An 18866-nucleotide genomic window follows, 5' to 3' on the forward strand; every position below is an offset into this window, starting at 1 on the left:
CTTTGGACACATAGGGGCAGGTTCCTTTTTGTAGAGGTTGTGGTAAACACTACTTTAGGATATTTGCCCCTTTTTATGTCATGAAAAGCGGAACTTTTTCGCCGCTGGATGTAGGAACTTTAGCACCGTTGTTCACACTCTTATGAAGGAAATGGGGCTTAGATGCAAGATACAGAAGCAGTTTGTCGTTACAACAGATTCAGATCATAAAGAATGGATTCCTGACAACATTTTGAATCGTCATTTTAATCCAGAAATGCCCAATGTTGCCGTAGTTGGGGATATCACATATATCAAGGTTGCATCCAAGTGGATGTATCTATCTGTATTTATAGACCTTTATTCTTGTAAAGTTGTTGGCTGGGATCTTAACAAAAGTCTCTCTGCGGACTCTACCTGTAATGCCTTTAAAAAATATCTATATCGGAATAATAATCCAAAGGGAATGCTTGTTCATAGCGATCGAGGTATCCAGTATGCATCAGAACAATTCAGATCCCTTTTAGAGTCAGTGGATGCTGTCCAAAGTATGAGCCGAAAAGGAAATTGTTGGGACAATGCCGTTGCAGAATCATTCTTTCATACACTGAAAACACGATTGATTTATCACCGGAAATACCGAACGATGGAAGAATTGAATAAGGATCTTTATTGGTATATTGAAATTTACTACAACAGGATCAGGAAGCACTCAGCAAATAATTGGTTGACTCCTGATGAGAAAGAAAGTAAGTATTATGAAACGGGAAATGTGGCTTAACTGATACTCCGTTTTTTCGGGGCAGGATCATTCTATGAATGATGATTGATTATATAAAGCTTGAACGTTGAATCAGGGATTTTTTGAGACTGTAAATAAAATTGTGCAAAGCTCCAATTCTTTGTATAAGGAGAGAGGAGCTTTAATTTTGTACGACACAGATTATTTTAATGAGTTGGCTGATAAACTAGCTAAGAACTTGAAGGCACGTCAGGATCAGAGTTAAAAACTAAATCTGTTTTTGGTCGAATATAGGATAGGACATAGTTAATCATTCGATGATACCATTTCGCATAAGATTAGAAATTATGAATGAACTCATCTGATAAGGGCATTCTATTTTTGGCATTAAAAACAATTAACAGACTGTTGATTTGCATATACGTAACAAATACGGTATATTGTAAAGTATCTATCATTTTGCAGGACGGGTATGAAGAAGAGCAGAGCAGCAGTGAGGACAATAAAGATTCTTGAAGTGATTGCCAATACCTCCAAAGGCTTGTCTCTCTCGGAAATTTCTTCATCTTTGGATATTCCCATCACAAGCGTCAGTGATATTCTTAAGGCTCTTTTAGATGAAGAAATGATTGAGCTCCTTGATGAAAGGAGTAAAATTTATGGAATCGGTGTGAAGGCCTTTTTTATTGGCAATACTTTTATTGCCAACACATCACTCATCGATAAGGCTAAAGGGATTGTTGAGGAACTCAGTGACAGAACCAAAAATACTGTTTTTCTTGGAAAAGAAGTCAATGGAAAAATTACCTATATTTATAAGTACGAACCAAAGGATACTCTGATTGCAACCTGTGCTATCGGAAGCAGGACAAATTTGCACTGTACTTCACTTGGTAAGACTTTTCTGGCCTATGATTCAGATTTACTGGCTGGTTTAAGAGGGAAAGTTCTTTCCAAGATTACCCCCTTTACACTGACTGATTACGATGCCCTTGTTCAGGAGATTGAAAAGGTCCGGATTAAGGGGTTCGCCATTGATAACAGAGAGCAGAATGACCACCTCCTCTGTGTGGGCTCTCCCATCTTTGATAACAATAATAAAATCGTTGCCGCTTTGAGCATCAGTGGTTTGTATCGGGGAAATGAAGACATTGAGGCAATGGGACGGTCTGTGAAGGAAGCATCTCTTCTGATATCCCGTTCTCTTGGTTATAGGGAGGTTGTATGAGTTTGCCATCCCGCTGTTTTGAAAATGCTCTTTTTATTTATTTCATATTACGTATCAATTACGTATATACGTAATTATGAAGGGCTATCCTCAAAATTGGGTCTGAATAAAGAATGAATAGAATTTTTACTTAGGAGGCTTTATGGAGTTGAAGAATTATTTTCCCGGAGATGAGTTGGTTTTGGAAGATCTGGGAGATGGAGTGAAGCGGAAGATCACCGCTTATCATGAAAATCTCATGTGCGTGGAAGTCCATTTTGAAAAAGGAGCTGTCGGAGCTTTGCACAGCCATCCCCATGAGCAGATCACTTATATCGTTTCCGGTGAGTTTGAGTTCAGCATCGGGGGGGTAAAGAAAATCCTGAAGGCAGGAGATTCCACCTTTAAACAACCCGGTATTGAACATGGCGCGGTCTGCCTTAAGGCAGGTATGCTTTTGGATATCTTTACTCCCTGTAGGGAAGACTTTCTTAAATAAATTACTTTTTGGAGGATGAATATGAGTCAATATGCAATGATCACCGGAGGCACCGGTGGAATAGGCTTAGCCGTTTCCAGGGCACTGGGCAAAGCAGGATATGAGATCATCCTGAATGGAATTGACGAGGCACAGGCGAAAGAAGCACTTGAATCTCTGAAGGCCGATGGGATCAAGGTCGATTTTTATAAGTATGATGTTACTGACGAGAAGGCAGTATTGGAGGCTTTTACAAAGATTAATGCCAAATATGATAAACTGGATGTCCTGGTGAACAATGCCGGAGGTCTTGGCGGTCGAAGTCGGTTTGAGGAAATGGAAACATCCTTTTACAGGAAAGTTATGGCGCTTAATCTGGACAGTGTTTTCTTTCATTCCAGAGCCGCCATACCTTTGCTTAAGAAATCAGAGAACGCCTCAATCATTACCTACAGTTCAAATGCCGCATGGAATGCCGGCGGACCCGGTGCCGGAATATACGGGACATCAAAGGCCGCTGTTACAACTCTAACTAGAGCCCTGGCTAAGGATCTGGCCGAGTATGGCATCAGGGTCAATGGCGTTTCTCCCGGTACCATTGATACTCCTTTTCATGATGGAATCAGAAAAACCAAGCCCGAAGTTTTTGCTTCCTGGAAAAACAATATTCTCATGAAGAGGCTGGGACAACCTGAAGAGGTAGCCAGTGTCATCGAATTTTTGGTGAGTGAAAAAGCATCTTTTTTGACGGGTGAGATCATTCAGGTGAACGGCGGGCAGGATTTTCTATAATCTCAACGCTTTGATAGAACCTTAGTCCTTAAAGGTTTGTATTGCCCCGCCTGGATTTTTGCTCTATGCAGCTGTTCAGGCGGGGTATTTTTTATCAAAATGGAATACCTTTATTCCCTAATGGTAGGAGAAGCGACTTTTTCTGTCTGGTTTTCAACAAAGCCCATATGAATTGAAATTTTACGGGCACATTCTTTGATAAGTTCAATGTTCTTCTCTTTGTCATGGACTTCAATGGAGTTCAGATCCCAGGACGTGCTAACCGCCGCTATCAGGACACTTCTATAATCATATATAGGTGCAGAAACACAAAAATGCCCTAACACATGTTCTTCATCATCAATGGAATATTGTCTCCCCCTGCTTAGGTTCACCTCTTCAATCAGCTTTTCTACATCGGTTATTGTCTTGCTGGTCATGGGGTTCATCTTTTTTATTTTATAGATTTTGCGGATCTCGTCATCTGTGTAAACGGTCAAAAGAGTCTTTCCCAGGGCTGTGCAATGCAGTGGTTGTCTTTGTCCTATGAAGCAATATTTACGTCTGTCATCAAAGGGTTCGTTTTTATCAATATAGACTAGTTCATGGTCCTGTTCTGTACCTAAAAAAACGACCTGACCCGTTTGTCTGGACAAGGTTCGAAGGTAGGGCCTGGCTTCGGTTTTTAGTTCAAGACTGTGCAGAAACATACTGGTCAATTCAAGAAACCCCAGGCCGAGCCGGTAGACGTTGGTTGATTCATTCTTATGTATATAATTTCTAACACGAAGAACATAAAGCAGGCGGTATACAGTACTCGTGGGCAAGTTTAGCCTCTGGCTTATCTCGGTACAGCTTAACCCTTCGGGTTCTCGTGAGAGTTCTTCCATGATGTCAAATGCTCTATCAATTGATTGGACTTTCATTCCTTATCTTCCTAAGTTGACCTATCACAATAGAATCAGTTTCTGGATAGATCAACTGGATATTTTATTTGAATACTATTGAAGGGAGCCAGGTTGAAACTTCCGGAACGAATGTGACAAGAAGGAGTACAATAATATTGCAGACTATAAAGGGAAGTGCATGCCTGGCAATCTTGGTTATGGATAGACCGCAAATTTTAGTTGCTGCATTCAGACACATTCCGACAGGAGGAGTCACTAAACCAATGGCTAATCCCACAATCATCATAGCACCAAACTGTAGGGGATGAATACCATAGCTTGCCATGACTGGAAGCAGGATCGGGCTGAGGAGATATAACGCCGCTGGTACATCCACAAATGTTCCAATGACCAGGATAATCAGGTCCACAATGATCAACACCCAGTATCGATGTATATTAAGATTAGTAAGGAAGGCCGCTATGGTCTGGGGAACCTGTTCTATGGATAGCACCCATGTATAGATTGTCGAAAATCCTACTATGAAAAGGACAACACTGGAGAAAAGTATTGTCTGAAGCAAAGCGTCCCAGAGATCTTTGAACTTCAGCTCTTTATAGACAAAAAATCCAAGAATGAGGGAGTATAACACGGCTATTCCGGCAGATTCTGTGGCCGTAGCAATCCCGAAGGAAATGGAAAATATAATAAATACTGGCATCAGTACAGCAAGAATTCCGCCCCAGCTTGAGCGTAAAAACTGTTTAAAACTGATATCCTCAATTTCATGAATATAGCCTTTTTTTCTGGATATTACGGAAACCATAACAATCTGTGTTAATCCAATCAGCAAACCCGGAATTGCGCCTGCAAGGAAGAGTGCTCCCACTGATTGTTGTGAAATCATTGCAAACATCAGCATGGGAATACTGGGGGGAATGATCATCCCCATTGTTGATGACGCAACAGTCACACCTGCTGAAAATCCCTTGCTGTAACCTTTTTCTTCCATTTGCGGGATCAACACAGATCCTATGGCTGATGTATCGGCAACAGAAGAGCCGGATATCCCACCGAAGATCATGCTGGCCACAACATTGACTTCGCCCAGGCCTCCCTTGATCGGGCGGACCAAATACAAGCTGAAATCAATGATCCGGCGGGTGATGCCTCCCTTATTCATGAGATTACCAGCCAGAATAAACAGTGGCAGGGCAATGAGAACAAAGCTGTTTGTTCCAGCCCAAATCCTTTGAGGGAGAATATTGATAAATCCAGGATTCTCAATGAAAAAATATATAAATCCGGAGGCTCCCAGAGCAAAGCAGATGGGTATCCCTAATAAAATAAAGATTACGAGACTTCCGAGTAGAATTGTAATGCCCATTATGCAAGATCCTCCTTTTTAAAGAACATAAAGATGTGAATCAGACAGTACAATCCAATGAGGAATGAACTGATAGGCATCATATAGTAGAAAAATCGTATAGGGACACGGAGACCGTTGGTCAGAACGTTTCCCACCCGCCCTATCCACTGGAGGCTGGTATAAAAAATGGCAATCTGTAATAGAAAGATAAGCAGATAATTGAGGATTTCGGCCGCCTTATGCACTAGGGGTGGAAATTTTTCGGAAAGGAGGCTGATTTTTATATGTTCATCGTATTTCATACTCAGAACTGCACCAAAATAAGTTGTAGAAATAAAGAGCATAGTGATCAATTCCTCTGCCCACACGAAGGTCATTCCAAAGAAATAGCGCATAAAAACAAATATAATGACAAGGGACATCATGGATAGGAGTAAGATGCGGCAGAAAACCTCATATATACTCACAATTTTTTCTATAGCAGATTTCAAAATATAACTCCTGGGATGTTTCTTTCAAAAAAAAACGGAAAAGCATTAAATCCTTATTCAATGTTTTCCGTTCTAAGTGTGTAAAGATTGAATTAATTACCTGAGGCTATTTTTCTGATTTCGTCGATATCAGCCTGAGAAATAATTCCCTTATCAATGTAATATTTGTAAACAGGTTGAACCTTATCAATGAAGACTTTCCTTTGGGCATCATTGAGAACATTCACTTCCATGTTTGCCTTGAGTACTTCATAACTGGCGAGAGATTCCTTTTGTAGGAGTTCATCGTTGAGGATCATGTGGTCTCTGGCACATTCAACCAGGATTTCCTGGAGTTCTGAAGAGAGTTTATTGAACCAGTCTAAGGGGACATAAAGCATTTCGGCATGGTATTGGTAGTTCACAACCGACAGATACTTCTGAACTTCATAAAATTTCATTTTATCAATATTTGTATAGGGATTTTCCTCACCATCGGCAACACCTGTCTTGAGAGCCATATACGTTTCGCTAAAGGGGATGGATACGGGATTTCCACCCAGGGTTTCCATGATTTTGACAATACTTTCCATGGGGGGAGTTCTAATCTTCAGGCCCTTGATATCCTCTGGTTTTGTGATGGGTCTTGCATTGTTTGTAAACTGTCTAAACTCACCGGAATCACCGACGGCTAGAACTTTAATACCGTTTTTTTCGGTATTCTTGATAATTCTCTCGGTGATTTCACCCCTTGTTACCCTGTGAACAGCATCCATATCGCTGAATAGGAAGGGCATTGTATAAATGAGTAGTTCGGGGGCTGCATCTTCAAAAGGACCGCATCTTAGGCCTTCCAAAGCATTTAGTTTGACAGCTTCAAGCATTTCCATTTCCGTTCCAAGTTGCCCAGAGGGGTAGAGTTCAACGACGATGGCCCCATTGCTTTTGGCTTCTACATTTTCCTTAAAGCTGAGGAGAGATTCATGACGGGAGGTATTCACAGGAAAGGAATGACCAATTTTCATAACCATAGGGGCACTGCCGGCAGCAGTTTCATTTTGTCCTGATGTAAAGCCATTGGTGCAAATCAGTATTGAAAGCATCATCACAATCATCAATTTTCTTTTCATACTGGAACTCCTTTTATCCCATAATGTGGGAACTTGTTTCATTATAGAGGATAAATATGAGCTGTCAATAAAAATAAAAGGTTTATTATATATTAGTAAAAACGGAATAAATCGTTCTGCAGTAAGGATTAATACCTATTAACAAATACGTTCCTCTTAAGAGGGAAGCATTTGGCTTATTCGTCGTTGTTTGTCAGTTTATGAGCCGAATATTCATGATGAAAATTATTGAAACTGCCTAATTGAATAGAGTCTCACATAATGTGAGCATCAAAGCTTTGCTGTCTGTCCCTTGACGACAAAAATAAATTGACTTAACTTATATTCACCATGAATCCAGAAAAGAATCCTGACAAGAATGATATATATAATGTAATCCATAATCAGATTCAGGATGGAATCCTTGCTCCTGGCCATTGGATGGTGGAGCGGGAATTGTGCCGACAGTATGGTTTGAGCCGTACACCCATGAGGGAAGTTCTCTGGCGCTTGGAAAAAGATGGTCTGCTCATACAGACCCCTGGTAAAGGATTCAGGATTCGGGAATTGAATCTTCAGGAAATCATGGAAATCTTTCAGGCTCGGGAAGCTGTGGAAGGAATGGCCACATTCTTGGTCTCTTACCACCAAGATCAGACATTTTTTGATAAAATCAAGGATTTGAGAGAAGAGCTGGAAAGCCTAGAAGATCAGGAACTCCAGTTGCGTGGGCCGCAAATTGGGTCCCAGATGCATTCTCTCATAATTAGTTCAGCCAAAAATACAATTCTGAGCAGCTTTTTCAACAAGTTGCACAACTTATACTCTCTTACTGTAAATATTTCCAGGAGATCTTATGAAATAGAGATGATTTCCAGAGATTCCCATCTGTCTATCATGAAAGCCATAGAAGATCATGATGGAGAGAGAGCCGAGAAACTGATGCGGGAACATTTGAGAGAAACCTGTAGAAATATTACAAAAATATTTTATCCCAATCTTATTGCTTAAGCTACAATTTCCATCAGGACATTTTTAACCTAAAAAATTGAAATAATACAGTTTGACAACAGTCTACAAGTTGGTGTACCGTTGGTATTCAATTGATTAAAAAGTAGGAGGTTGTAATGGTTGTTAACCGTTTACACGAAGGCCGTCGTATTGTTGGAACCATGATGCGTTTCACCCGTAATCCCGGGATCTGCCAAATTGCAAAAGCAGCAGGACTGGATTATGTCATGTATGACATGGAACATGGTGATTATTCCATGGAAACTTTTGCTGATGCGGCAATGATCGCTCATTCTATAGGTCTTGGAATCTTTGTTCGTGTTCCAGAACTTTCAAAAGCCTATGTTTCCCGTGTTCTTGACCTCGGGGCAGATGGTGTCATGGTGCCGATGATCAGCAGCAAAGAAGAGGCTGAAAAACTGGTGGATTGGGCAAAGTATCTTCCTCAGGGAAAGCGTGGACTCAGTACCATCGGCAGTCATACGGGAATGGTGAAGAGCCCCTTAAGTGCCTCTCAGTTTATGGAAGAACAGAATCAGAATATCCTGGTCATTGCACAAATTGAAACAGCGCAAGGTATTGCCAACATAGATCAGATTGCCGCTGTTCCAGGACTCGATGTTCTTCTCATTGGTCCCAATGACCTTTCTGTTTCCCTAGGAGTCCCCGGTGACATGATGGGACAGACGGTAAATGATGCCATCCTCAAAGTATCCAAAGCCGCTAAAAATAATGGGATTACATTTGCGATGCATGCCGGTGATAATTTATTGGAACGCTGGCTTGATCAGGGAATGAATATGGTGATGAATAATATGGATATCCATCTGATTTATGATGGATTGAAAGGTATCGCCGACAAATACAAAGACTAGGGTTCTCAGTCAACCTGTCGTTCGAAATTTTTGGACGGAGAATATTAATTATATTCTCCGACATTCACTTATTTTTCAGAGTTCCTGATTCTTCTGATTTTTATTTATTACACTAAAAGGTTTTAACAGAATTATATTTATATTTTAATTGAAAAATTCATTTGTCTATATAACGATAAAAATTTATTCAAAAAAAATTGACAGAATGAAATTCTGATGGTACTCTGAGTGTATACCAACGGGATACACCAAGGAATGTCAACCAATGACAAAAAAAGAACAAGTCTTGGAAGACTTGAAAAATAAGATTGTTTCGGGTGAGATAACACCCGGATCATGGTTGACTGAGCGGGAAATTGGGGAAGCCTATAATATTTCACGTACACCCGTTAGAGAGATTCTTTGGAATCTTGCTAATTTGAATATTATTGAAGATGAAGGAGACCGGGGATACCGGGTTATCAAGTATTCTATTGATGATATTATTGAAGTCTTTAATGCCCGAAAGGCAATTGAAGGAGAATGTGCCCGTCTTGCCTGCCACAGCAATGATGCTGATTATGCAAGCAGGATAGAGGCTTTGCAGCTGGAATTACTTTCTGCCAGGGAGGATGAAGATCCTGCAAGGTTAGTCGAGATCGGTAGCAAGGTGCATGAGTTTATACAGGAAAAGGCGAACAACAGGTACCTGACCGCCTTTAATACAAGAATCTTTTCTTTGGTAGCTATACTCAGAAATACGGCAAAGGTGTATAGAGACATAGAAAAGGAGTCAAAATTAGGGCATCAGGAGATCCTGGAAGCTTTGGCCGCAAGAGACAGTAAGCGCTGTGCAAATGTTATGCGTGCCCATTTACAAGCTACCTGTGTCGCAATTGTTCAATTTGGTTGTAATCATCTACTGGGAGTAGATGATCAAGATATTATATTTCGTGAAGGAGAAATCTTATGAGAAGATTGTTAGCTGTTTTGAGTGTTGTATTTTTGACAAGTTCTATTGTCATTGCAGAAGGCCAGAATGATAAGTCATATCCTACCAAGGATATCCAGTTTATCAGTGCAGGAAATGCTGGTGGAGGAGCAGATGCTCTATCCCGGAAGATCTGTTCTATTGTACAGAAAGACCTGGGTGAAGATTTTTATATCGTCAACAAAGGTGGTTCTTCCGATGCTAACGGTCCCAGCCTGCTGATGAAAGCCAAACCCGATGGGTATACAGTAGGTCAGCTGCTGTACGGATCTTGTGTTTCTGCCGTATATGACGAAGTTCTTCCCGGTTACGACCTAAATGACCTCGAAATTTTTGGAATGGTTTCAGCAGAATCAGACTCATTTGTAGCCGGTAAACACAGCGGTATCACTTCTTTTGAAGATCTGATTGCAAAAGCAAAAGCTGCTCCTAACACAATCACTGTAGCCGACCAGGGTGCCGGTTCCAGAACTTACATGATCGTACGTCAGGTAGAAGAGTATTATGGTGTTAAGTTCAACAATGTTTCTTACCCCGGTTCCGGAAATATGCGTGAAGCTATCCTGAACAAAGAGCTGGCAGTTGGTGTTAACAGTCTTGGTGACTTTTCTCCCATCATCGACTCCGGCGATGCCATCGGTCTGGTAGAGTTCAGCTCCAAAACAAACGGTAAATACACCGATGTACCTGTATGTTCCGATCTGGGAATGCCCGCAGAAATGCAGAGTGGTTCATTCTTTGCCCTGGCTGTTCCCAAAGGAACTCCCGAAGAAATCATCGAACTTTTGGCCACTTCTTTTAAAACCGCTGTTGATGGCGATGAGTTTGTAAACTTCTGTAACAGCATTGGTGTTACACCAGTTTCTATGAGCAGGGAAGAAGTTAATGACTATATTAACGGAGTTCAGGAAAGAGCGTTCACAGCTCTTGATGAACTGAAAGCAAAAGGTTTGATCTAATCCCTGATTAAGCTAGATGAGTGATAGGCGGCTTTGTCGCTTGTCACTCTTTTTTTAAGGAGTCATTTAAATAATGAATAGTAAAAAACCTTACCTTAACGCTAATGTTCTGACTCCGGTCGGAATTATTGTTATTCTTATTGGATACATAGCTGAAGCACTAAGAATGTCAAGTGTTATTAAAATGGGATTACCTTCGGAATCCTTTTTTCCTTTTATGATATTTCTGCTCGGATTCCCTATTGCCGTTTTTCTCCTGATACAAGGAATAATAGATACAAAAAAGAAAATTGCTGCAGAACCCTGTACTGTACAGGAAACTGAAGATTCCGTCAGTGAATCAGCAGAAAAGGGACGCATGATCAATCCTGCACATAAGCCCTTTCTTATCACACTTTTAACCTTTATTTTTATTATGCTTTTCAAGTATCTGGGGTACACATTAACGGCACCTCTCTATCTGTTTTTCTTTCAGATGATCTACGATGATAAGATGGAACATATTCCCAGAAAAATAATAACCTCATTAGCTGTAACAGTCTTTGTATACATACTATATGTTGGTTTTTTCAATATTTTATTCCCGGAGGTATGGAAATAATATGGATGCTTTTTTACAAATCCTCCAGGGGGGAGCTTCAGTTTTTACTGAACCAATGTCCCTTGTCTTTTTAAGTCTCGGATTTTTTATTGGAATCATATTCGGAAGTCTGCCAGGACTCACTGCTACCCTTGCAATTGTACTTCTACTGCCAATGACTTATTCTCTGCCTCTTTCTCAGGCATTAGTAATGTGTGCCGGTGTTTACATGGCCGGTACCTACTCGGGATGTATCTCAGCGATTACAATTAACATTCCAGGTGCTCCCGCATCAATGATGACAAACCTTGAGGGTTATCCCATGATGAGAAGGGGTGAAGGCGCCAAAGCTATTGGTTCTGTAACAATCGGTTCTGCCATTGGTGGAACCATCGGTAGTATCCTTCTTATTTTAGTCGCTCCAATTACTATGGAATTGGCTCTGAAAATCAGAACTCCAGGTAAGGGTGCACTGATATTCTTTGCACTTGTAGTTGTCTCTCTGCTTTCTGACAGTAAGGCCAAGGGTCTTATATCCCTTGTGTTTGGTTGTATGTTGGCTACAATTGGAATGGATGTATTGAGTAGTGCCTCACGCTTTACTTTCCAGATTCCAAGCATGCTTCAGGGTATTGAGTTAACAACCATTATTATCGGTGCTTTTGCCCTGAGTGAGATGTTAGCTCAGTCCACAGTAAACAATGCAGAGTATAAAGAGCGGGTCAAAAAGGCTAATACCAAGCGATTTAAACGGAAAGATTTCTTCCCTACTTTTAAGGAAATGAAAGAAATAGGTTTTAGAACCTATATCAAGAGTTCTCTTATCGGTTACATTATTGGTGTTCTTCCCGGTAGTGGTGCCTCCATGGCGGCCTTTGTCTCCTATGCAGAAGCGAAAAGAAGTTCCAAACACCCGGAAAAATACGGTAAGGGATATTCTGAAGGAATGGTCGCTGCCGAGACTGCTAATAATGCGGTTTGCGGTGGAGCTCTTATTCCCATGTTGTCCCTTGGTATTCCCGGGGATGGTGTAACAGCTGTTGTTCTCGGTGTTCTTATGATTTATGGAATAGTACCCGGGCCGACTCTTTTGACTCAGCAGATGGGTGATATAGCCCCTATGTTTATAGCTCTGCTGATTTCAGCTGCAGTTCTGCTGCCCCTGTCATTGTTCCTTTTCGGACCTTTATATCTGAAAATAGCAGGTATTCCCCGTATGCCTTTGTATAGCTCAATAGGTCTGATCGCAATTCTGGGAGTTTATGCATCAACATTAGATTTCTTTCAGATGGCTGTAGCCTTAATTATTGGTGTTCTTATGTATTTTCTCGGAAAACAGAATTATCCGAAGGTACCATTTATTCTTGGGGTTATTTTAGGACCTCTGTTTGAGTTGTATTTAAGGACAGCAATGTCTCTCAGTAATGGAAATCCCATGATATTCCTTACAAGTCCTGACAGTCTGTTCTTTCTTCTCCTAACCCTTTTCTTTGCAATTTTTCTTCCCAGGGTTAATAAGAAATCTCATGACAAAGTCATTGTTAAGGAAGAAGAAACTGTTTGTTGTAATGACTGATAGAAGTACAACAACAGCGAATTTGTAAAAAAACTAAAGGATTTATATATGACTAAAGAATTTAAGGGTCTTATCCCGCCGATAGTTACACCTTTTACCGCAGACGGTAAAAGTGTTTCTGAGGAAAATTTGAGAAAAGTGATGCGCCATGTTATTTCCAATGGCTGTACTGGCGTATTTGTCGGCGGCAGCCAGGGGGAATTCTTTTCCATGAGTTTTGAAGAAAGGGTCCGCTCTTTTGAAATTGCAGTTGATGAAGCTGCCGGTAAATACCCTGTATTAGCCGGAACTGCGGCTATCACAACAGATGAAACCGTAGAACTATCCAAGGCTGCCGAAAAGGCCGGTATCTCTGCTATCTCTGTCATCAACCCTTACTTCATAACACTGAATGAAGATGAAATGTATGATCACTACAAAAGTGTGGCTGAGAGTGTAAAAATCCCTGTATTCCTGTATAACAATCCGGGTCGTACAGGCTGTTTCATTCCTTTATCCGTCATTAAAAGACTGGCCAAAATTGATAATATAATAGGAATAAAAGATTCCAGCGGAAATCTCACCTATGTAAACAGCATCCTTGATATTGAAGACGATTTCCTGGTTTTCAGCGGAATGGATACCTGTATTTTTAATATTATTACTTCCGGAGGAGCTGGTGCAGTTGCTGCGACAGCCAATGTCGCTCCTGCCCTTGTATCCAGCATCTACAATAAGATTCAGTCTGGTGACCTGGCTGGAGCCAGAAAAGCGCAGAAAGAACTCACTCCCCTGCGTGACGCTTTTGCACTGGGAAGTTTTCCTGTCGTTGTAAAAGAAGCTCTTCAGCTTCTCGGCATAGAGGCTGGACCTGCCAGACTTCCTATTCACCCGATGTCTTCTGAAAACAGAGCCAAGTTGAAGGACATCCTGAAAACAATGAAGTTGGTATAGATTCAGTTTTTCAGAACTAACCATTTCATAAAAAACCGGAGAATATTTCTCCGGTTTTTTTTATTGTCAGTAGTAAAAAATATGGTTTAAGAGTTCAGGTCTACTATCTTTTCCGATTAAACATGAGAAACAAAGCAACGGCAAAAGTTCCGTAGGCGAGGATCTTTCCTATCATAATGAAAAAGGATGCGGGAACACCCAAGAACCAAAGACCAGCTACAAGCGCAGCTATGAGTAGAGTGGCGATTATACCGCCCCAGTTTATCCCTTTTTCATTGAAACTGAAAAATTCGGACCAATCAAATTTCATGGTGAAACCTCAATAATATGATTTTTATAAACGATATATTCATGAATAAGTCTTTACATTTTACACCGGGAAAGCCTCAGACACAACAGCTTCTACAGAGATGAGGACCGGACCATCAGCCTTCATAATTTTTATTGATGTCCTTGTTTTTTACCGAAGAATCCCTTCAAAAGCGTGTATCAGGTGAAACAAAGCTACTGATCAAAATTGCTGCCTTTTTCGGTGACAAAGTGGTTTACTTCCTTATCAATTTCGATGCTTACAGAACCAACCTCATCAGACAACTGCTTTAATCCCTCCACGGCTTGAACTACCTCTGAAAATCCAGAATTGATTTCTGATACGGCGGCACTCACATTCCCTGATATGTCTGAAACCTGGCCAATCATCTCTGTAATTGATTCAGAATCATTTTTGATGATCCCGGACTTTTCCTGTACAAGAGACGATGTTTCACTCAAGCTGCTCATAGCATCCAGGATCTGTTTTCCTCCCATATTCAATTCAGGCATGCTGGAGGATATGGCCAGAAGAGCCTCGGAGGCGCCATGGACATTCCTGTCTATCTTATCAAAGGCCTCTTTTGTTACCAGCCCTGATTCTGATGCTTCATGGATGATCAATATGATGCGTTCCAGGGTTTTACTGATCTCTTTTGAGTTCACCGAAGAGGCTTCTGCCAGCTTGCGGATTTCATCTGAAACAACGGCAAATCCTTTCCCGTGTTCCCCGGCGTGAGCGGCCTCGATGGCGGCATTCATAGCCAGAAGGTTTGTCTGTTCAGATATGTTTTGAATGATATTGGTCATCCCTGTGATCTGAGATACGGAGGCATTGACCTCTTCAATAATCTGCGTGGTTTCAGTGAGTTTTGCACCGCCTTCTCTGGCTGTCTCTACAAGAGAGTTCATAGCTTCCTTGTTTTTCTCGGTCAATTTGTAAATGTTTGAAATAGATGCAATCATCTGTGTTATCGAAGCCGTAGATTGCTCAACCATGGCAATTTGATCTTGGATGAATGAATTCAATTCTCCTGTATAACCCGAGATTCCCGTAATTTGCTCTTTTGAAGTAGAGATATTCTCATCAAGGCTGGTTATCTGTTTGTTGATGGATTGAATATTTGCCGAAATCTCAACCGCCGCCGCCGAAGTCTCTGTGGCAGTTGAGATTAATTCTTCTTTCACGTCTGTGTTTCGAATAGAAAGATTTTTCAGTAATTTTAGTGAGTTCCTGAGTCCTTCTTGGAAGGTGTTCATGTCGTCGCTGAGCCAACGGGTCTCATCCTTTAATTTGGATGAAAAATCTCGCGTTAAGTCACCTCCCTCCATATGTGTGACACTGGTTCTGATGCTTCCTACTGCATGAGCTATTTTATTGGCGACAACGAGAGCCGATATAATTGTGATTGTCAGAATAATGGCCACGAGGAGAAGGAGTATAAAAAAACTCCGCTTAGAAAAATATAGGATAAACCCCTCAATGACATCATATTGTTCTGAAATTGTATCGCTTACCTTATCCAGTTCAGTCCCCATATCGGATATATCACTCACCAAAGATTTTCTGTGATAATTGAAGATTTCAATATCCTCAACATCCGATGAAGTGACTCCTGCCATTTCATTCAGACTGACACCATCAATGGAGAGGCCAGAGTTATTATATGAGTCAATGAGGGTGTTAAAGCTGTAAAGAAGGGTATCAAAGCCTAATTTAAGAGGTGTTTTGAGAGATATGATTGAATCAAGAGATTGGAGAATATCATCATTGATATTCGGAAGGATGGTTAATTCTTTAATCTCCTCCATAAGGGTATCTGCTTTTTGAATGAATGTTTCGTAATGTGCCAACTGCTCCTGAATGCCAACTTCCGGCATGAGAAATCGATAGAGTTCTATATGCTGCTGCTGGATTGTTTCTTTGTATTCTAAGAGAATGCTTTTTTCCTTTTCTATGGAACCTATAAAATTTTGTAATAGTATAAAAATTGACAAGGATAACACCATTGCCGTAATCAGTGAAAATATGAGGGTCATCAGTTTTGTGCGAATTTTCATTTGAACTCCTTTGATCAAATTAGATAAATATTTTTAAATCAGTCACTATTATATGCTATAAATTCGGATAGCGGGCCAAGGAAATCCTAAGAATCGTATTTTAAAAAAGGAAGTGACACCTTTGATAAGGGTTCTCAAAAATGCTATGATTTTACTTATTTTGACTGTAAACTTGCATTAGCAACGAGTTTCATAAAAACTTATATTAAAGAGAGATATGTATGGCATCTAAAATTATTTATACAGTAACTGATGAGTCTCCAGCTTTGGCTACGGGCTCTCTCTTACCTATTGTCAGATCTTTTACAAAAACGGCGGGGATTGAAATTGATGTGAAGAATCTTTCTCTCGCAGGACGTCTCCTGGCCGCATTTCCAGACTACTTAACAGAAGATCAGCGGGTCTCGGATGACTTGAAAATCTTGGGAGAGTTGGTGACTCATTCTCATGCCAATATCATTAAGCTTCCCAATATCAGTGCTTCTGTACCACAGCTTCTAGGAGCCTTAAAGGAGCTGCAGTCAAAGGGGTATAATCTGCCAGATTACCCAGAAAATCCTGCGAATGATCAAGAGAGGGTCGTAAAACAAAGGTATGACCTCATTAAAGGCAGTGCTGTTAATCCGGTTCTTCGGGAAGGAAATTCTGACAGGCGGGTTCCCGGTGCTGTCAAAAAGTATGCTCAAAAGCATCCCCACGTGATGGGTGAGTGGAGTCAAGATTCCAAAACTCATGTGGTTACCATGAAAGGCAATGATTTTTACAACACTGAGAAATCTGTTCTTATTTCAAAACCATGCTCAGTGCATGTAGAGTTGGTCTCAGACAAAGGGGAAACCCTCCTTCTTAAAGAAGAAATTGCTCTGTTGGAAGGTGAAATCCTGGATTCTGCTGTAATGAATATTTCAGCATTGAGGTCATTCCTGGCTGAAGAAATAAAAGATGCCTATGACAAAGATGTTCTTCTTTCCATTCAGCTGAAAGCCAGTATGATGAAGATCTCAGATCCTATTATTTTTGGTCATATGATTTCTCTTTATTTTGAAGATGTATTCACGCAATACAAATCCACTCTGGATCATTTGGGAGTCAATCCTGATAATGGCCTGGGCGATCTTTTTACTAAGCTTGAAACCCTACCTACGGCGGAAAAAAATGAGATTTTGTCAGCCATTGAAGAGTGTTCTAAAAAAAGACCGGACCTCTCGATGGTAGATTCTTCCAGAGGGATTACAAGCCTTCATGTTCCCAGTGATGTTCTGATTGATGCTTCTATTCCTTCGGCAATAAGGAATTCGGGGAAGATGGTTGGGCCCGATGGTAAATTGAAAGATGTTAAGATGATAATCCCCGACAGCTCATATGCAAAGATTTATCAGAATACCATAGAATATAGCAAACAGAATGGCGCCTTTGATCCTAAGACCATGGGAAGTGTCTCAAATGTGGGGCTTATGGCACAAAAGGCCGAAGAGTACGGTTCCCATGATAAAACCTTTTTGATTCCTTCAGAAGGTATGGTGCGTGTTGTGGATGAATCCGGTACCCTTTTAATGGATCAAAAGGTCTCTAAAGGTGATATTTTCCGCATGTGCCAGGTGAAGGATGCCCCAATCAGAGACTGGGTCAGGCTGGGTGTGAACAGAGCCAGGGCTACAGGAGCTCCTGCAGTGTTTTGGCTGGATGAAAACCGACCACATGATATCAAAGTGATTGAAAAAGTGAAGAAATATCTTCCATTGGAAGATATTGAAGGCCTAGATGTTCGCATCCTTTCTCCCGGAGAAGCCACTCTATATTCTCTTCAGAGAATGAAAGAGGGGAAGGATACGATTTCTGTAACGGGGAATGTACTCCGGGATTATTTGACAGATCTGTTTCCCATCCTGGAGCTGGGAACCAGTTCTAAGATGCTGTCTATCGTTTCCCTTTTGAATGGAGGGGTCTTGTTTGAAACAGGAGCAAGCGGTTCTGCTCCCATGCTGGTTCAGCAATTTATCAAAGAGGGGCACTTTCAGTGGAATTCTCTAGGGGAATTCCTGGCTTTAACTGTTTCTCTGGAGCATTTTGGAACAACCTATCAGAACTCAAAGGCTCTAATCCTCGCTGAGGCCCTTGAAAAGGCCACAGAGTTATATTTGGAAAATAATCGGGGCCCAGCGGAAGCTGTTCATGAAATAGACATTCGCGGCAGTCATTTTTATCTCGTCTTATATTGGGCTCAGGCCTTGGCCGAACAGAATCGTGATGAAGAACTCAAGCTTAAATTTGCAGCTCTTTCAAAAGAATTGAAAGAGCATGAAGAGGAAATTTTGGAAGAGTTTATGCAGGCACAGGGACATCCTGTAGATTTGGGAGGTTATTATCTTCCTGATCCGGAAATGGTCTCTAACGGTATGCGGCCCTGTACAATCTTTAATCAACTGCTGGCATCTCTTTAAACTGAAAATCCTCCCAGCTCTCTGGGAGGATTTTTAAGGCCTTCTTATCAAATCTTTATCATCTATTTATAAACAAAAAAAGTTTCCACCGGTATATACCGGAAGGAAACCTTTCGATTTTTTACAAAAGGGCCGGGAT

At 41.0% G+C, this 18866-nt stretch carries 17 protein-coding genes and 1 pseudogene; 12 read left to right on the top strand and 6 right to left on the bottom strand.

The window, feature by feature from the left end:
* Positions 1-130: 130 nt before the first annotated feature.
* From EXM22_RS17175 to EXM22_RS17190, 4 genes and pseudogenes are all read left to right on the top strand, one after another.
* Positions 131-760 (top strand): annotated as a pseudogene (locus EXM22_RS17175) (IS3 family transposase); the annotation flags it as partial.
* A gap of 433 nt (positions 761-1193) precedes the next feature.
* Positions 1194-1949: an IclR family transcriptional regulator gene (locus EXM22_RS17180; RefSeq protein WP_149487704.1), complete on the top strand. Its 756-nt coding sequence runs from the start codon at positions 1194-1196 to the stop codon at positions 1947-1949.
* 142 nt (positions 1950-2091) lie between these two features.
* Positions 2092-2427, top strand: coding sequence for a cupin domain-containing protein (locus EXM22_RS17185; protein ID WP_149487705.1), 336 nt, complete (start codon positions 2092-2094; stop codon positions 2425-2427).
* Positions 2428-2448: 21 nt separating this feature from the next.
* Positions 2449-3198, top strand: a complete 750-nt coding sequence (locus EXM22_RS17190) for an SDR family NAD(P)-dependent oxidoreductase (protein ID WP_210411515.1) — start codon at positions 2449-2451, stop codon at positions 3196-3198.
* A gap of 110 nt (positions 3199-3308) precedes the next feature.
* Here EXM22_RS17190 and EXM22_RS17195 read toward each other — a convergent pair whose 3' ends face one another.
* From EXM22_RS17195 to EXM22_RS17210, 4 genes are all read right to left on the bottom strand, one after another.
* Positions 3309-4103, bottom strand: coding sequence for an IclR family transcriptional regulator (locus EXM22_RS17195; RefSeq protein ID WP_149487707.1), 795 nt, complete (start codon positions 4101-4103; stop codon positions 3309-3311).
* A gap of 64 nt (positions 4104-4167) precedes the next feature.
* A complete protein-coding gene (locus EXM22_RS17200; RefSeq protein WP_149487708.1) occupies positions 4168-5451 on the bottom strand; it encodes a TRAP transporter large permease in 1284 nt (427 codons plus the stop codon).
* Positions 5451-5924 carry a TRAP transporter small permease gene (locus tag EXM22_RS17205; RefSeq protein ID WP_149487709.1) on the bottom strand — a complete coding sequence of 158 codons (474 nt, stop codon included), beginning with the start codon at positions 5922-5924 and terminating at the stop codon, positions 5451-5453. The genes EXM22_RS17200 and EXM22_RS17205 overlap by 1 nt, the downstream gene beginning before the upstream one ends.
* A 92-nt stretch (positions 5925-6016) precedes the next feature.
* Complete coding sequence (locus tag EXM22_RS17210; protein ID WP_210411516.1) at positions 6017-7033, bottom strand: TRAP transporter substrate-binding protein; 1017 nt, start codon at positions 7031-7033, stop codon at positions 6017-6019.
* Positions 7034-7363: 330 nt separating this feature from the next.
* On the opposite strand from EXM22_RS17210, the gene EXM22_RS17215 reads away from it, so the two are divergent.
* The 7 genes from EXM22_RS17215 (at position 7364) to dapA (ending at position 13916) form a co-directional block, all read left to right on the top strand.
* Positions 7364-8023, top strand: a complete 660-nt coding sequence (locus EXM22_RS17215; protein WP_149487710.1) for a GntR family transcriptional regulator — start codon at positions 7364-7366, stop codon at positions 8021-8023.
* 116 nt (positions 8024-8139) lie between these two features.
* On the top strand, positions 8140-8898 hold the full coding sequence (locus tag EXM22_RS17220) for an HpcH/HpaI aldolase family protein (RefSeq protein WP_149487711.1): 759 nt from the start codon (positions 8140-8142) through the stop codon (positions 8896-8898).
* A gap of 265 nt (positions 8899-9163) precedes the next feature.
* Positions 9164-9850 carry a GntR family transcriptional regulator gene (locus EXM22_RS17225; protein ID WP_149487712.1) on the top strand — a complete coding sequence of 229 codons (687 nt, stop codon included), beginning with the start codon at positions 9164-9166 and terminating at the stop codon, positions 9848-9850.
* Positions 9847-10827: a Bug family tripartite tricarboxylate transporter substrate binding protein gene (locus tag EXM22_RS17230; protein ID WP_149487713.1), complete on the top strand. Its 981-nt coding sequence runs from the start codon at positions 9847-9849 to the stop codon at positions 10825-10827. The genes EXM22_RS17225 and EXM22_RS17230 overlap by 4 nt, the downstream gene beginning before the upstream one ends.
* 73 nt (positions 10828-10900) lie before the next feature.
* Positions 10901-11428: a tripartite tricarboxylate transporter TctB family protein gene (locus EXM22_RS17235; RefSeq protein ID WP_149487714.1), complete on the top strand. Its 528-nt coding sequence runs from the start codon at positions 10901-10903 to the stop codon at positions 11426-11428.
* Position 11429: 1 nt separating this feature from the next.
* The gene (locus tag EXM22_RS17240) at positions 11430-12983 is read left to right on the top strand and encodes a tripartite tricarboxylate transporter permease (RefSeq protein ID WP_149487715.1); all 1554 of its coding nucleotides are present in this window, start codon (positions 11430-11432) and stop codon (positions 12981-12983) included.
* Between the two features lie 48 nt (positions 12984-13031).
* A complete protein-coding gene (dapA, locus tag EXM22_RS17245) occupies positions 13032-13916 on the top strand; it encodes a 4-hydroxy-tetrahydrodipicolinate synthase (protein ID WP_149487716.1) in 885 nt (294 codons plus the stop codon).
* A gap of 103 nt (positions 13917-14019) precedes the next feature.
* Here the strand turns inward: dapA and EXM22_RS17250 are convergent, their stop codons facing one another.
* Both EXM22_RS17250 and EXM22_RS17255 read right to left on the bottom strand, forming a co-directional pair.
* On the bottom strand, positions 14020-14226 hold the full coding sequence (locus EXM22_RS17250) for a hypothetical protein (RefSeq protein WP_149487717.1): 207 nt from the start codon (positions 14224-14226) through the stop codon (positions 14020-14022).
* Positions 14227-14420: 194 nt separating this feature from the next.
* Positions 14421-16286: a methyl-accepting chemotaxis protein gene (locus tag EXM22_RS17255; RefSeq protein WP_149487718.1), complete on the bottom strand. Its 1866-nt coding sequence runs from the start codon at positions 16284-16286 to the stop codon at positions 14421-14423.
* Between the two features lie 221 nt (positions 16287-16507).
* Here EXM22_RS17255 and EXM22_RS17260 point away from each other — a divergent pair, with 221 nt between their 5' ends.
* Positions 16508-18727, top strand: coding sequence for an NADP-dependent isocitrate dehydrogenase (locus EXM22_RS17260; protein ID WP_149487719.1), 2220 nt, complete (start codon positions 16508-16510; stop codon positions 18725-18727).
* Positions 18728-18866 lie beyond the last annotated feature (139 nt).

This window comes from Oceanispirochaeta crateris, from assembly GCF_008329965.1.
GTDB lineage: Bacteria > Spirochaetota > Spirochaetia > DSM-2461 > DSM-2461 > Oceanispirochaeta > Oceanispirochaeta crateris.